At 54.0% G+C, this 14,356-nt stretch carries 19 protein-coding genes; 7 read left to right on the plus strand and 12 right to left on the minus strand.

Going from position 1 to position 14,356, the window contains the following annotated elements:
* Nucleotides 1-34: 34 nt before the first annotated feature.
* The 5 genes from SBG41_RS03265 to SBG41_RS03285 form a co-directional block, all read right to left on the minus strand.
* The gene (locus tag SBG41_RS03265) at nt 35-748 is read right to left on the minus strand and encodes an ABC transporter ATP-binding protein (RefSeq protein ID WP_317896117.1); all 714 of its coding nucleotides are present in this window, start codon (nt 746-748) and stop codon (nt 35-37) included.
* Nucleotides 745-1,527, minus strand: coding sequence for an ABC transporter ATP-binding protein (locus SBG41_RS03270; protein WP_317896118.1), 783 nt, complete (start codon nt 1,525-1,527; stop codon nt 745-747). Before SBG41_RS03270 ends, SBG41_RS03265 begins: the two co-directional genes overlap by 4 nt.
* An 8-nt stretch (nt 1,528-1,535) precedes the next feature.
* A complete protein-coding gene (locus SBG41_RS03275; RefSeq protein WP_317896119.1) occupies nt 1,536-2,486 on the minus strand; it encodes a branched-chain amino acid ABC transporter permease in 951 nt (316 codons plus the stop codon).
* A gap of 6 nt (nt 2,487-2,492) precedes the next feature.
* Complete coding sequence (locus tag SBG41_RS03280; protein WP_317896120.1) at nt 2,493-3,377, minus strand: branched-chain amino acid ABC transporter permease; 885 nt, start codon at nt 3,375-3,377, stop codon at nt 2,493-2,495.
* 61 nt (nt 3,378-3,438) lie between these two features.
* Nucleotides 3,439-4,803, minus strand: a complete 1,365-nt coding sequence (locus SBG41_RS03285) for an ABC transporter substrate-binding protein (RefSeq protein WP_317896121.1) — start codon at nt 4,801-4,803, stop codon at nt 3,439-3,441.
* 397 nt (nt 4,804-5,200) lie between these two features.
* Here SBG41_RS03285 and SBG41_RS03290 point away from each other — a divergent pair, with 397 nt between their 5' ends.
* Entirely contained in the window at nt 5,201-5,329 is a 129-nt protein-coding gene (locus SBG41_RS03290) for a hypothetical protein (RefSeq protein ID WP_317896122.1), read from the plus strand.
* Here SBG41_RS03290 and SBG41_RS03295 read toward each other — a convergent pair.
* The gene (locus SBG41_RS03295; RefSeq protein WP_317896123.1) at nt 5,316-5,807 is read right to left on the minus strand and encodes a PaREP1 family protein; all 492 of its coding nucleotides are present in this window, start codon (nt 5,805-5,807) and stop codon (nt 5,316-5,318) included. The genes SBG41_RS03290 and SBG41_RS03295 overlap by 14 nt on opposite strands.
* Nucleotides 5,808-5,881: 74 nt before the next feature.
* Here SBG41_RS03295 and SBG41_RS03300 point away from each other — a divergent pair, with 74 nt between their 5' ends.
* From SBG41_RS03300 to SBG41_RS03315, 4 genes are all read left to right on the plus strand, one after another.
* Complete coding sequence (locus tag SBG41_RS03300) at nt 5,882-6,088, plus strand: hypothetical protein (protein WP_317896124.1); 207 nt, start codon at nt 5,882-5,884, stop codon at nt 6,086-6,088.
* On the plus strand, nt 6,075-6,863 hold the full coding sequence (locus SBG41_RS03305; protein ID WP_317896125.1) for a radical SAM protein: 789 nt from the start codon (nt 6,075-6,077) through the stop codon (nt 6,861-6,863). The genes SBG41_RS03300 and SBG41_RS03305 overlap by 14 nt, the downstream gene beginning before the upstream one ends.
* Before the next feature lie 116 nt (nt 6,864-6,979).
* Entirely contained in the window at nt 6,980-7,207 is a 228-nt protein-coding gene (locus SBG41_RS03310; RefSeq protein ID WP_317896126.1) for an antitoxin VapB family protein, read from the plus strand.
* Nucleotides 7,204-7,557 (plus strand): type II toxin-antitoxin system VapC family toxin, encoded by a 354-nt coding sequence (locus tag SBG41_RS03315; RefSeq protein ID WP_317896127.1) that lies wholly within the window; start codon nt 7,204-7,206, stop codon nt 7,555-7,557. Before SBG41_RS03310 ends, SBG41_RS03315 begins: the two co-directional genes overlap by 4 nt.
* A 91-nt stretch (nt 7,558-7,648) precedes the next feature.
* Here SBG41_RS03315 and SBG41_RS03320 read toward each other — a convergent pair whose 3' ends face one another.
* From SBG41_RS03320 to SBG41_RS03340, 5 genes are all read right to left on the minus strand, one after another.
* Entirely contained in the window at nt 7,649-8,374 is a 726-nt protein-coding gene (locus SBG41_RS03320) for a hypothetical protein (protein WP_317896128.1), read from the minus strand.
* Nucleotides 8,371-10,032 (minus strand): hypothetical protein, encoded by a 1,662-nt coding sequence (locus SBG41_RS03325; protein ID WP_317896129.1) that lies wholly within the window; start codon nt 10,030-10,032, stop codon nt 8,371-8,373. The genes SBG41_RS03320 and SBG41_RS03325 overlap by 4 nt, the downstream gene beginning before the upstream one ends.
* A 202-nt stretch (nt 10,033-10,234) precedes the next feature.
* Nucleotides 10,235-10,648, minus strand: a complete 414-nt coding sequence (locus SBG41_RS03330) for a type II toxin-antitoxin system VapC family toxin (protein WP_317896130.1) — start codon at nt 10,646-10,648, stop codon at nt 10,235-10,237.
* A gap of 2 nt (nt 10,649-10,650) precedes the next feature.
* Entirely contained in the window at nt 10,651-10,881 is a 231-nt protein-coding gene (locus tag SBG41_RS03335; RefSeq protein ID WP_317896131.1) for a type II toxin-antitoxin system CcdA family antitoxin, read from the minus strand.
* Between the two features lie 134 nt (nt 10,882-11,015).
* Nucleotides 11,016-11,900 (minus strand): HhH-GDP family DNA glycosylase, encoded by an 885-nt coding sequence (locus tag SBG41_RS03340; RefSeq protein WP_317896132.1) that lies wholly within the window; start codon nt 11,898-11,900, stop codon nt 11,016-11,018.
* A 93-nt stretch (nt 11,901-11,993) separates the two neighbouring features.
* Here SBG41_RS03340 and SBG41_RS10515 point away from each other — a divergent pair, with 93 nt between their 5' ends.
* Both SBG41_RS10515 and SBG41_RS03350 read left to right on the plus strand, forming a co-directional pair.
* Nucleotides 11,994-12,299 carry a hypothetical protein gene (locus tag SBG41_RS10515; protein ID WP_317896133.1) on the plus strand — a complete coding sequence of 102 codons (306 nt, stop codon included), beginning with the start codon at nt 11,994-11,996 and terminating at the stop codon, nt 12,297-12,299.
* A gap of 11 nt (nt 12,300-12,310) precedes the next feature.
* Nucleotides 12,311-12,730 (plus strand): nucleotidyltransferase domain-containing protein, encoded by a 420-nt coding sequence (locus tag SBG41_RS03350; protein ID WP_317896134.1) that lies wholly within the window; start codon nt 12,311-12,313, stop codon nt 12,728-12,730.
* A 17-nt stretch (nt 12,731-12,747) separates the two neighbouring features.
* On the opposite strand, the gene SBG41_RS03355 is transcribed toward SBG41_RS03350, so the two are convergent.
* Complete coding sequence (locus tag SBG41_RS03355) at nt 12,748-14,325, minus strand: PQQ-binding-like beta-propeller repeat protein (protein WP_317896135.1); 1,578 nt, start codon at nt 14,323-14,325, stop codon at nt 12,748-12,750.
* Nucleotides 14,326-14,356 lie beyond the last annotated feature (31 nt).

Consider the following 14,356-nt stretch of genomic DNA (forward strand, 5'->3'; position numbering starts at 1 on the left):
TCGTGGAAGAAGCCCCTCTTCGGCGCCGTGTAGCCTACTCGAAGCCCCATATCCTCTTCCTTGCAACCGGGTCGGAGAGTATCCCCTCGAGGGGCCCCCTGTACACTATTTCTCCCCTGTCTATACCGTACGCTGCCTCGGCTACTCCTTGGACGCGCTTAACGCTTCCCGGCTCGGTTACTAGGAGCCCGACGCCCTCGGCCCGGATGTCGCGGAGAGCCTCAGCCAGCCTGGCCACGGCCCTAGGCGCTAGGCCCTCGAAGGGCTCGTCGAGTAGCAGTATCTTTGGCTTCCTTACTAGTGCCCGGGCTACTGCGAGCATTTGTTGCTCGCCGCCGCTAAGGTAGCCTGCGAGCCTCCCGCGGAGCTTCCTAAGCTCGGGGAAGACGGTGTATATCCATTCAAGTGTGTCGCTGGGCACTTTTCCGCCATAGACTACTTCGAGGTTCTCCTCGACAGTTAGGTCGGGGAACACCATGCGCCCCTGCGGCACGTAGCCCACTCCTAGCCTTGCCACCTTGTGCGGCTTAAGCCTCGTGACATCGAACTCCTTGTTGCCTAGCTTTACCTTCACGGAGCCCCGGTACGGCCTCACTATACCCATGAGTGTTCTGAGCAGCGTAGTCTTGCCAGCACCGTTCCTCCCTATAAGGGCGACTGACTCGCCCTGCGAGACCCTTATCTCGACTCCTCTCAGTACTTCGACGCCGCCAAGCCTAACCCATATCCTGCCCGCCTCTATGATCATGGCTTCTTCACCTCCTCCTCGCCCAGGTACAGGGTCCTGACACGTTCATCCTCTTGGACGACGCTGGGAGGCCCTTCGGCCAACACCCTGCCCTCATACATCACTACTACTCTGTCCGATACCCCGAACACGACGTCAAGGTCGTGCTCGACAACGATAACTGATACACCCATGTCGTCCCTGAGCCTCTTTATAATCTCCATCACGGTTTGCTTCTCCGACGCGCTCAGCCCGGCCGTCGGCTCGTCGAGTAGGAGCACTCTTGGCCTAGAGGCGAGGGCTAGTACTATGTCTAGGAGCTTCCTCTCCCCGTGGCTAAGATCCTTCGCCAACACGTACGCTTTGTCGCCGAGCCCAAAGTAGTCTAGGAGCTGCCAAGCCTCCTCCTCAACATCCCCTAGCGCATAGTACCCCTTGAGGCTGAAGAGGGCCTTCTTGCGGGCAATTATGGCGGCCCTTACGTTGTCGATAACAGTCATGTCGTTGAAGACGCTTGGTGTCTGGAAAGCTCTTGCCAGCCCGATCCTCACCAGCCTCCTCGGGGGCCAGCCAGTTACGTCGAGGAACTTGTCCCCCACGCGCAGCAACACCCTACCCTTGTCGGGCTTGATTACCCCGAAGACTATGTTTAGGAGCGTTGTCTTCCCAGCCCCGTTGGGGCCAACAATGCTCAGTATTTCCCGCTCCAAGAGCTTGAGCGTGACGTCGTCGACAGCCCTTACACCGCCAAAGTACTTCCTAGCATTCTCTACAACAAGTACCTCCCTAGCCTCTCCCATTGCGTAGGTCACCTCCCATCCGAAGACCTCCTAGTCTTCTTCAATACCTGCTCTATGATTGCGCCTAGGATGCCCTGGGGTAAGACGTATATGAGCACGGCGAGCGCCAGCCCCATCGCGAAAAGCCAGTACTCGGTGACGTCCATGGCGTAGTCGCGGAGGAACACATAGACGATCCCTCCCACAAAAGGGCCTAGGAACACCCTTGTCCCGCCAAGGATCGCCATGAACACTATCTCGGCGCTGAACGTCCAGTAGAGGCTCTCCGGGGTCACCGCTCCCTGTAGCGGAGAATAGAGCGACCCAGCAACACCAGTCACCAGCGCGCTTATCACGAAGCTCAGCAGCCTCATCCTCGAAACATTGTAGCCGAGGGTCTCTGCGCGGAACGCGTCATCCCTTATAGTCTGGAATACGAGGCCTAGCGGCGACCTAAGCAAGAGCCAAACCAGTACCAGGATCACCGACGCAGTCGCGAGCACAAGGTAGTAGTAGCTAGGGATGCTGCCAAGGGGCCTCGGTATCCCGTAGAGCCCCTCATCTCCCCCCGTCACGTCCCGGTACTTCAGCACAACCGCGTACACTAGTTGGCCGAAGGCGAGCGTGAGTATCGCGAAGTATATCTTCGTGTGTCTCAGGCTCAAGTAGCCCGTCACGAGCGCGGTCAAGGCTACCAGTGATAGCGCGAATAGGTATGAGGACGCGTAGCCCATCCCGAGCTTGAGCAAGCCTATTGCGACACCGTAGGCCCCAAGCCCCCAGAACATGGCATGGCCGAAGCTGAGGAGCCCCGTGTACCCGTACAGTATGTTGAACCCGGTGGCGGCTAGGCCGAAGAGTATTCCTACCGCTAGTAGCCTCGTATAGTACTGGCTCGTGAAGAGCGGCGCAGCCGCGAGGAAGACCAGTATTGCTATGGTGCTGTAGAGGTGGATTCTCCACTCGTTCACCGAGCCCATGCCAGGCTACCTCCTTTCAATCTCTTTCCCGAAGAGCCCTGAAGGCTTTATCAGCAACATCACGGCTGTTATAAGGTATATCAGCGCGACCTCCAGCATAGGGTACACTATAACCATTATAGTCCTCGCAACAGACGCTATGAGCGCCCCCACCAAGGAGCCGGCAATACTGCCCATACCGCCTATGACGAGCACAGCGAATGAGAGAACAAGGGCGTCGGCCCCCATGCCCGGGTAAGCGGTGAGAATGGGTGCAGCAGCAGCACCCGCCAGCCCGCTAAGCGCAGAGCCTATCGCGAACGCTGCAATAAACAATATGCTTGTATTAATGCCGAGGGCCTCCGCGACCTCGCTGTTGAAAGCCGCAGCCCTCATCTGCTTACCGATAACCGTCTTCGAGAAGAACCACCAAAGGCCAGCCGCGGCAGCGAACCCGATGACTATCACGTACACCGTGTAGAGAGGAACCTGGTACGCCCCAACCTCTACGGAGCCGCCAGGTATAACAGTGTACGACTTGTACTCCGGCCCCCATACCATCTTCACGATGTCGTCAAGCATGAGCATCACGGCGAAGGTGAAGAGGAGCTGAAGCTCCTCCGGCTTAGAGTAGAGAGGCCTCAGCAGTGTCCTCTCAAAGACTGCTCCAATGACGGCAAGCACTGCTACGGCGAGGACGAATCCGAGAACAAAGCCCAGCGCACTAGGACCTATCCACACCATTGCGGCACTATATGCGAGATAAGCTCCAAGCATGTAAAAGGCTCCGTGAGCAAGGTTCAGTACACGCATAATGCCGTAGATGAGGCTGAGGCCAGAGGCTATGAGAAAAAGAATCGAGGCGTAAAACAACGTGTTAATCGTCTGGACTACTATGTAGCCAGTATCCACGCTGTGCACCCCGAGGTGTCAAAAACGCTGCTCATTGGCGGCTTGGCTGCCGAGGAGCCGGCTAGCCGCACTTCACGTAGGTCTTGAATGGCGGTGGAACTACTTTGCCGAAGTCGAATATCTCTAGGTCGGTTAGCACTGGGTGCGGGAAGCCCAGGGGCCCGCCTTTTGCGAGCTTGCCCCAGTACACGTAGTAGACTCCCTGGTGGTCCTCAGGCCTTATGTACACTGGGCCCATTGGGCCTGCTACAGTCAAGCCCTCAAGGTACTTTATGAGCTCCTCGGGTGATGGCCACTTACCCAGCTCAGCATACGCTAGCTCTATTGCATTCTTTACCGCGTAGAGCGCGGTGTAGCTGGTACCAGAGACGTATGGCGGGTACTCGCCAGTCTTGGCCTTGAACTTCTCCACGAACGACTTGTTGAGCGAGTAGACATCGTGCGGCGGATAGTTGAACCAGTAGCGGCCGCTTCCCCAGATGTCTACCCCGCTTGGGACGTTTTCGTCCCCAATGGCCTTGAGGGTATCAGTAGCGCCTAGCATCGGGTTTAGGTACGCCTTTATGTTCTTGAATAAGCCCTTGGACGCGGCCTGCTTGAAGAACGTTGCTGCGTCTCCTCCCCATAGCGACGAGAACACTATGTCGGGCTTCGCTGCTATCATCTTATCTATGTAGCTAGTATAGTCGGTCGTCCCGAGCTTGACGTAAATAGGCTCAGCGAACTCCACGCCCGGCATAAGCTCCTTGAGCCTCGAGGAGAACACGGTCCAAGAGTCCCAGCCATAGGCGTAGTCCGGCCCGATGCTCGCAACCTTCTTAGCATCAGGATACATCTTCGCAACCAGCTCTGCAGCAGCGATATCGATAGGCTCCTCGTACATACTTATCCTGAAAATGTACTTCCTCTTACCGCACTCAGTGAGCTTAGGCGTCGCGGCATGAGTCACTATCAGAGGAACCCTCAGCTCCTCCTCAATAGTCTTGATGAGCTTGAGCGAGTCACCACTACTATCAATACCGATGAGGATCTCAGCCCCCTCCTCCTGAACCATCTTAACAATATTGTCGATAACGTGCTGTCTATCAGCCTCATCCTTGGATATCAGCTCAACCTTTCTGCCAAGGATACCTCCCCTCGAGTTTATCTCGTCCCGTGCAATCTCGAGCGCAGCACCAGCCATCTTGCCGTAGGTCCCGAAGGGCCCACTCATAAAGTACATGAATCCTATCTTAAGCGGCTTCGACGGAATACCGGACGGCTTAGCCGCCGCACCCCCGCCAACCTCCTTCGTAACAGTCACGGTCTTGGTCGCACCCTTCTTCGACGAAGCCCCGATGGCATAGCCGCCAGCAAGCCCGACAACTAGGCCCACAACACCCGCTCCAAGAACCTTAAGCGTGTTTCTCTTAGACTCGTCTACCAATTTACCACCACTTTTCCACTTCAATAAGAACACAGTTTAACTATCAATTAACCATACTATATAGCGGGAGAATAAAGCTCTTTTCGCCAAGAATGATTATGAACCGTCGTAGACGAAACTACTTCGACTATACAAGGCTCAAGAAGATAGGCCAGGAACAAGCCATCAAGGACAAAACAGCCTAGAAAACCAGACCGAGTCGTATTATTCCTGGGCTACGTTACTGCTGCTGTTCTTCTTTCCTACCCTTCTTGCTCCTCCTACCCTCGTCCCTAGCTGCTATCTGGGCTACACCTCTCGGTTTTGTCCATGTATGTGCCCCTCGGGAGGCTATGCATAGGACCGGACGAATACGGCGCTACGACCGGGTCGTGCCCTGTTCATAGGGTTTCATGTTATGTCGTGTCACACTCTACGAGTACGCCTCATGGAGGAAGACTTGTTTCCCGCCATTCTCTGTAAGAGAACTATGATTGCGAGGGAGAAGATAAAAACGTCTGTGCTCCTCGTAGCTAACTCTTCTTAATTCTCGAGGCTACTTCGTCTACCAGTCTTCGTACCCTCTTAATCGCTTCCCGGACGTCCTCGGCGCTGCACCAGCCCTCGTAGAAACATGTGTGCATACCGTTTGCAGCCATCCATGCATCGTATACCCAGTCACCGAGTTCCTTTTCGATCGTTCTGCGATACTCCCATAGCTCTCGGTGACTCGTAATTCTTATTCCATCCCTCCACTCTGCATAGGCCTTTATCGCTAGTGCAGCAGCTCCCCAGGTCTTCTCAACTGCTTGCCTAGTATCTCCCTTTGCAAGTTCTTGTAGTGCTTGCTCTAGAAGTGCCTGGGCAGCCTCAATATAAGCATTGACTCTTTCCTCCGGGTCAAGGCCTCTAGTTATGAGCTCTAATACGTATTCTTCAATGCTTAACCCTATTCTCCTTGCATCGGCCTCTAGGCGCTGGGCTATTGATCGCGGGATCTTTATTGTAAGAGCCTCTGATGACAAGAAGACACCCATGTATAGTTCCTTAGAAGGGTGAATAAAGATATAGCCGTATGTACTTAACACGAAGAGCGCCAATGCAGGAATATACTCTCCGGATAATTCCCAGTTTCGTCGAAGAATCTTTTCCCTGGCTCGTCAAAATAATTATTTTAGCTGTTAATAGCCCGGATACTATCCTCTTGGCTGCTGCACGCTGCAATATAGTCCTCGGCTACGGTTTTGCACGCTATCCTAGAGGCTCCTCGGGCTGCGGGGGCTTGGCAACTCATGCCCGGCTATGATCCGCTAAGGCTCTCCGAGATAGTTGAGCGGATGGTTACTAGGCGGGAGGCTGGGAGGCTTCTCCGCCGCTACTATCGGTTCCGCCGCGACCGCTGGTACGGCGGCATAGTGACGGGTGACGTGGTTGGCTGTAATCTTCGCTGCGGGTTCTGCTGGGCTTGGCGCTTCACCTGGACGGGCTACGATAGAGGCGTCATGTTCTCCGCGGAGGAGGCTGCCTCGCGGCTGCTCCGGCTAGCCCGGAGGACAGGGGCTAGGCAGGCCAGGCTCTCCGGCGGCGAGCCAACGATAGGCTTCGAGCACCTCGTAAAGGTCATCGAGACCGTGACCGATAAAGGCCTACACTTCGTGTTGGAGACCAATGGCATCCTTATAGGGGCTAGGGAGGACTATGCTCGCAGGCTCGCAGAGTTCCACGGAGTAGGGATAGAGGTAAGGGTCTCGATAAAGGGGACGAGCCCGGAGGAGTTCTGGCAGCTAACCAGGGCCAAGCCCGAGGCCTGGTACTTGCAGCTAAGGGCTCTTGAAAACCTGGTGCGCTACGGCCTAGAGCCCGGGGAGGAAGTCTACCCCGCAGTCATGCTCAGCTTCACTGACGAGAAGGGCGTGAAGAGGATAAAGAAGCTCCTAGCCTCAATACACCCGAGGCTTGCGGGAAGCATTGATCCTGAATACGTCTTCCTCTACCCCCACGTAGAGGAATTGCTGAGAAGAACAGGGCTCAAGCCAAGGATAGCGTACAAGCCGGGAGAAATACCACGCGAGCTGATATAATACATTGCCCTGTAGAGAGGAAAAATAACGGCTAGTATCGTTATCATCTTATGCTTCTTTATTTGTGGAAATGTTTTTCCGTTCTACTTGAGGCCCATAACTAATTGGGGTCGTAGTTGGATAGTTACGTAACTATCTCTGTCCGTAGAGAGGTTAAGAAGCTACTGGAAAGGGATAAAGGGGATAAGAATTGGAGTGAATACCTGCTAGAACTCTACAAAGAGGCTAAGCAAGCTAAGGCAAGACAAGCATTCGAGCACCTAGTACAATTGCTTAACGATAAGGACTTGGAGGAAATAGAGAAGGCTAGTAGAGATTTCAGGAAGAGGTTTAGGCTACGTTGAGGTTGCTCGATACAAGCGTGCTCATAGACAACGTGAGAAAAGGCGTTTTTGAAGAGGGCGCTATATCGGTTATAACGCTTATAGAGTTTCTTCGTGGCGTGGATCCTAGGAAGAGACAACGCGTTAAGGAATTATTAGAAAACTCGTATATCGTTCTAGGTATTGATAACAAGGTCATACTAGAGTACTGTAGGCTGTACGACGAGCTGAGAAAAAGAGGCAACCTCCTACCTGACGCCGATTTGCTGATTGCTGCTACCGCAATAGCGAATAATGCCTTACTAGTAACAATGGATAAAGATTTTCTGAGACTAAGAGACCTCGGGCTACGGCTTGAGCTAAGATTATGACAACTAGTTATTTGCTTCGACCGAAGACAAAATGAAGGATTCTGGTGGAGTAAAAACGTTTAGACTGGCTATTTTCTCTCTAGTTGTTTCTCTAAGGCCTTGTTGGTGGCGGTGGTGGTAGCTCTGGTTCCTCTTCTTTCCTTCTCCTGGTGATGGGTAGTAGCAGTATTGCTGCTCCTAGGCCTGCTAGTGCTGCCCCGCCTGCTACTCCTGCCCTATTTCCTCCCTTTTCTCCGGGTAGTGGTGCCTCGTAGTAGATTGCTTTCTCTTCCTTGTCGAAGACTATGTTCTTCGCGTTGCTGGGTAGCGCTAGGTGCAGTGTCTCAGTCATTACTAGGTCCTGGCTCGCTGCATACGTTATCGTTATTACTAGCTTGTTGCCCTGCTGGGCTACGAGCTTGACCTCAGCGTCATCGTCTTCGAGCTTTACCTTCCACTTGCCGCTGCCCTGGTATACTGCTGCTCCGAGCCTCTTGTAGCTCAGCTTCACCCGGTTGTTCGCGTCGTCGGCCTCAACCTTCACGTCTACTAGCTGGGCGGGAGTATTGCCCCAGTTCATCTGCCTGACGAACACGGAGAGCGGGTTATAGATCTCCTTGAACATCTTGTAGGCGGATGTGCTCATTCGGAGCTCTCCGCCGACTATCGCTGTGCCGCTCAAGGTTATCGTGGCATTTGTATCGGCTTCTATCCTCGTCTTCGTTATTGGCTGCATCCACGTCTCCTGCGCTTGTGCCGCAACCGTGGCGAGGGTTGCGGCGAGCAGCGCCGCCAATACTATGGCTAGGAATAGGCTACTCTTCCTCACGGGTATCACGCTCCAGCCACCCATTGGAATGTTGATATGATTTGTTCTGCGAGGTTCAGGGAGTCCTGGCTTGGGTTGAAGAGCATGTAGAAAACAGCGAACCCGTAGCCATCGTGGCTAAAGTACCTTGCCAGGATCAGTGCTTGCTTACCTTGTATCTCAGCGACATACGCTACGCGTAGTGCCTGCTCTCCTGCGAAGCTGACTGCCTTCTCGTCCCTAGGCTCAGCGCTGATACCAGCGTTCTCGAGCATCTTTTCTAGCAGTGTCCGCATCTGCTCAGCGCTGACGCCTCTCACCCACAGCACTCCTATCGATAAGCCATGCGCCCTTGACGCTGCGCCTGCTTGTCCACCAACAACACCCTGCTGGTTAATGGGCTGTATATTGGTCTCCCAGCCCTCGCCGACAAGCTGTATCGCCCAGTATGGCTGGACCTTTGTGTTCGCGAAGACCTGGCCACCGCCTCCTCCGCCCTGGCCTCCATTGTTGCCCTCGTTGTTGTGTGGCTCGGGGCTGGGGCCCGGCTGGGGGGAGGGCTGGGGCTGCTGAATGGTCGCCTTGTAGCCCCATTGCTCTAGCACGTTTGCTGGTAGCTCTGGTAGCTCCGGCGGCGCAATGCCCTGCGCCTGGAGAGCTGCTACATCGACTACTATGTGTGGGCCGCTGAAAGCCATCTGTGCGGTACGTATCCCGTACTTCACAGCCTCTTCGAACGAGACTTTGAGGTTGAGCGCAGTGGACTCTATGGGGACTAGTTGGCCGCTCGGCAACACTATTATCGGGAAGGCGTGGGCAGGCATCAGCACTATGTATGCCTTGAGGCCCTGGCTCATCGCGAGCGAGGCGAAGAATATAGCCGTGTCTATGCACGTGCCGCTGTGGTCTCGTAGAACGTCCCTAGGGAACTTTACGTGCTCGCTAAACTTCCCCGTCCAGTAGGCATTGGGCTCTGTCTGGTAGCTTATCCCGTTCGCTACGCTGTACTGCCACGCAGTGGCGAGAAACCTTATAGCGTCCTCGTCGCTGAGCGCCGTCGCTGGGCCACCTGCTATCTGGGCCACTATGCCCGCGAATCGCAGCAGCACAGGATCGCTGGGAGTAACCCAGGCGGCGAGCAACGGGTAGTTGCTGAAGACGTCGTAGAAGCTACCGGTGCTCTCCTCTGGCGGGATACTGCTAAACACTATGTCGTTTACCCCGAGCACCTGGACCTGTCTGGTCTTCGTCACCTCTACTGGCTTGGAGCTCTTCGAGGCACGGTACTCGATCTTGACCACGACCTTGCTCGGGGTAGCCGAGGACAGCTTAGTGATGCTTGGCTGGAACACCGGGTAGTAGAGATCGACGACCGCGCCGCCGGGAGGAATAGCAGCATAGGTGTGGGGCTGGCTCCAATCAGTAAACCCCTCAACCTTGTACGATACCTTCACGTCGTAGACCGGGGTGTCGCCGGGATTAGAGATAATGGTCTTGGCTAGCCAGAACCCGAGCTTCTCGTTACCATAAGCCTTGTACGCCGCAGACACGACGTGCTGGCGGGCAAGTAGCTTTACATCAACCTTGCCAGTGCCACCGCCTCCCCGCAGAGAAGCCGCAACCATACCCAGGCCAACAACTATGAGCAATACGCCCGCAAGGACAACCGGGCTAACACGCCGCCCCATACCAGCAACTCCTTGCACAGAAGCCTTCAAATCACCCTCACATCCAAGAAGACAAAGAGGCACCGAGCAGTGGTATCGCACTTAGCTCTGAAGGAACCTAATCAAACCCCGGGAAGGACTTGTTGTTTTTGCCTTTTTTACAAGAGCAAGCATAGTCTTCAACTTGTTGACAAGGGACGGTATTGTTTTTACCTGGATAGTTTTAGTGTGATTCTAGCTGGATATCATCGAGGCTAATAGTGTTAACAAATCTACTAGCTATGTCTCTGAGCTTCTTGTCTTCGGTGACCAATGTGAGCTCATGCTTTTTAGCGAGAGCTATATATGATGCATCGTAGACTGTTAGTCTCGTTGAAATGGATATACTAAGTATTTCTACCTCGAGTCCCTGAGGGCTGAGTATTTTCATGGTTTGTAGAAGCTCTGCAAAGGTGCTTGCTAGAAAAGACGCTTCTCCGGGCTCAAGGATGTGAAGAAGGTTCACCTCCTTCCATAGGGCATTGAGTACTTCATAAATTGTTAGCCACTGAATTGCCTGGTTCCTAAGCGGGAGTAGTCGTGTCTCCTTTAGTGCCCTTATAATGCTAGACGCGTCAAATAAATAAGCTGGCTTCACTATCATCTTGCCTCTCTATCTTCTCGGATTAATTCTACGATCTTATCAATATCTAGTTTTTCAAGCACATGTTTATGCTTGCGCAGCTTCTCTTCAAGTAATTCTAGTTTGCGTCGCTGAACCTCATCCTCAAGAGCTTTTCTTATAAGTTCTGAAACATTAATGCCTAGTCTCCTAGCCTCTTCGACAATCTCTCTCCTAACCTTGGCGGAAACAGTTACATATCTACCCAATACGTAGACACCCATAGTAGGTATAGCAAGGTCTTCCTTATTTTAATCTGTAAAAAGAGTACTACATGAGAATAGTAGAACACGGTCCAATAGCCTACACGAGAACCAAGCCTACTCTCATACCATCACAGTGCTCAACTATAGTGTTTCTCTAGTCTTTTTCTAAGCTCTTCTCTCCAACGCGGCCCTGCTCCCACGTGGTTGTAAAGGTATGCTTCTGTCTGTACTAGTCCCGCTGCGCCGCCGTAGCGCCCCACTATCGTGCCCGACAAGCAGCTACCCCTTATCGCGCATCTCGGGCATGCCGGGTCATAGCATAGACACGTGCTCTTCTGCGGAGGCCTGACCTCTAGGCCGAGGACTTCTCGGGCAAACCTTGCTAGATTAGTATCGCTCGGAGCAACCCACGTCGTCCTCCCCGTGAAGAGGAGGATTGCGTCAGCAGTCTTCGGCCCCACACCGGGGAGTCCTAGTAGCTGCCTCCTCAGCTCCCAGGCGTCTCCCTCCCAGGAGGCGAGACGCCAGAGATCCTTCACCAGCCTAGCCAGCGTCCTGGGCTGGGGGCTCGGGAGCCGAGCAGCCCTCTCTGCAACAAGCCTCAACGAATCCTCATCGATAGCGTTGATTCCATTGAACAATATGTGCATCCACCGCCTAACATTGGTAGCATACCGTGTACGCCGAGAAAGAACAACAGCAACTGAGACCAGGAAGCGGTCAACAGCCCCAAGAGCAGCAGAAACAACGAGGCCCCGGTAGAGCCTGCGGTAGCCGGAGCGCCTAACCCAGCCAAGGCACTCTCCTAGGCACCACTCGCCCGAAACACCCCTCAACAAGTCAAGACTACACCCAGGCCCACTGCAACAAAGCCTCCCATCCCGGTAGCCCAGCTCAGAGCCGCGCCAAGGACCAGTACTCCTAACCCAACGCCCAGGCCCCACATAACTATAGAAAGAGGAAAGGAAACTAGGATACATAGACTCATCAAGCCAGAGCCAAGGAGCCTCAACGCACAACAAGGGAAAGCTACCCGGATCTCCCTCCTCCACGCATCCCAGGTATGGTTTTCAGCATGGATGCTTCGGCTATGCACCTACTCGGTGCAGAGACTTATGCGCTTCTTAGCGAAGCCCAGCAACTCTTCAGCAACACTTACCGCATCCACGGCCTCCTCGTCACCCGGTAGCCTTATAGTACTCGCCGAGAAGCATGCAGAGACCATGAATCTCGGGGTAAGAACCAGTAGTATAGAGTATGAGAGCCTTGAGAGCAAGCTGGGCCGCCTACTCAGCATAGAATATGGCCAGATCATAGTACTCGTCACTCATCGCCCGCTTAGCGTCATCAAGACCTCTCTGCTCGCCGCAGCAACTACATTATTCGCCGAGAGTGCGGCAAGGCCCCGAATCCATCCTTAGCACTAAATTACGTGCTCCTCATATATCTGCTTCAAAGCAACATACCAGGTATGGGGCAAAGCAGTGGCCAGCAAGGACTCCTCGGCCAAGACGCTGCAGTACGCTATGAACGGTACAGGCTGCTAAAACGTTGGCGAGAAATAGCGAGAATGGTAGCGGAGAAGATTAAGGAGAGGTTCCCCGACGCAGAGGTCTACGTCTTCGGCAGCGTGGTTGAGGAGCGCTGCACAGCGGCAAGCGATATAGACATACTGGTCGTCACGAAGCACGCGCCAAAGAGGCTGAGAGACAAGGTAGACATAATCCTATGGCTGGAAGACGAGCTCGGTCTCCCACCAAGCCTACTAGACCTCCACATTGTCGCACCAGGCTCAGAGGACTATGAGTGGTTCTTCAAAGCTTTGAGGATAAAGGCGATAAAAGTAGAGTAGTTTATTACGACGTGGCTCTATTTTCTCGTCAACTGATAAGTTATTGCTATGATTATTATTGCTGCTATGATTCCTGCTGCTACTAGTTTGTAGTTTATTGTTGGCTTGTACTTCCCGGCGCCGATTGGCATTGCTATTGTTCTTGTCGTGCTTGTCTCGGCGGGGCTGGTTGCACGGGAAGTAGTTGAAGAAGTTATTGTTCTACTTGTCCGTGTTGTGTTTGTTTTCTGCGTTATTGCTGTGGTTGTCGTGTTTGTTGTTGTGGGTGTTTGTTGTGGCGTTGTGGTTTGTGCTGGCTGGGGAGCTGTCTCCTCTATTCCTTTGAAGCAGTACATGTTGTAGTCTCTGCTCCCTATGAGTATCTCTGGTTTGCCGTCGCCGTCCACGTCGGCTATCGAGGCTGTTGCTACTACTGGGGCATTGGTGGTATAGATGTAGAATTCGCTCTCGTCGGGGCTCGGTATGGTTGGCTTTATTGCGACAATGTCTCCTTGGTAGGTTCCTACTAGTATCTCGTTTTCTCCGTCGCCGTCTATGTCGGCTATTATCGAGGATGAGAGGAAGACTTGGAGGTCGGGGTATTCTCGGACTATGTTTAGCCCTGTGTCCAGTATGAAGAGGCCCTCCATCGTGGCTACAACGATCTCCGGCTTGCCATCCATGTTTACGTCGCCGACTGAGGGAGTCGAGGTGGCGTCCTCTACGCCTGGCAGCTTCTTGGAGACAAAGGTGCCCTTCTCCGGGTTCACTACGTATACGTGGCCGTCGCGGGAGACGATTATTGCCTCTATTGTCTCGTTGCCGTAGAGGTCGTATAGGGCGGGTGCCCCGGTGAGTATCCTCCCGAGGTTGAGTGTGTAGACGGTGGGCTTTGAGCCCTTGTAGCTGATTATGTGGAAATAGGTTCCCTCTACGCAGGCTATGTCGTCTAAGCCGTCTCCGTCAACGTCTCTTACGGCTAGGTGGTAGACTGGTAGGTCTCCCACCTTTATGAGGTACCTTATCTCCCCGTCTGGCGTGAAGACGTAGATCTCGCCCTTCATGTTGCCTATTGCTACCTCGTAGCTGCCCCGGGTGTCGAAGTGGAGCACGACCGGGTTGCCGTGGAAGCTGCCCTCGTGCTTCCAGAGGAGCTTGCCATCACTGCTGAAGACGTATAGTGACCCGGTGCTCCCTGTGGCCATTATCTCCGGCTTGTCGTCGCCATTGATATCCCATATGGTTGGGTCGGCGTGTAGTCCTCCCCCTGTCTCCCGCTTCCAGAGCAGGGTGCCACTAGAAGCGTCCACGGCGTATAGGAAGCCGTCGCACGAGCTGAAAACAGCCTCTAATTTGCCGTCATTGTTTAGGTCGGCTAGGGCCGCCGAGGAGGCTACGCAGAGCCCCGTCTTGAAAGTCCAGAGTATATCGTAGTCCGTGTAGTGGAAGGGCTTCGAAGCAAGGCGGCTTATGTCGACGTAGCCGGCGCGGTCGAAGCTGTACTTCAGCGTAGGCCACACGATCTTCGAGCCGCCTTGCCCCGCGTGGGCCAAGGTGGCGCCGAATAATGGTAGGAGAAGTGCTGCTAGAAGGGGGAGGGCTAGTTTCTTCTCCAACCCCTTTGTCCCAGGAAGGGTTCGGCTAAGC

The organism is Pyrofollis japonicus, assembly GCF_033097485.1.
Taxonomy (GTDB): Archaea; Thermoproteota; Thermoprotei_A; order Sulfolobales; family Pyrodictiaceae; genus Pyrofollis; species Pyrofollis japonicus.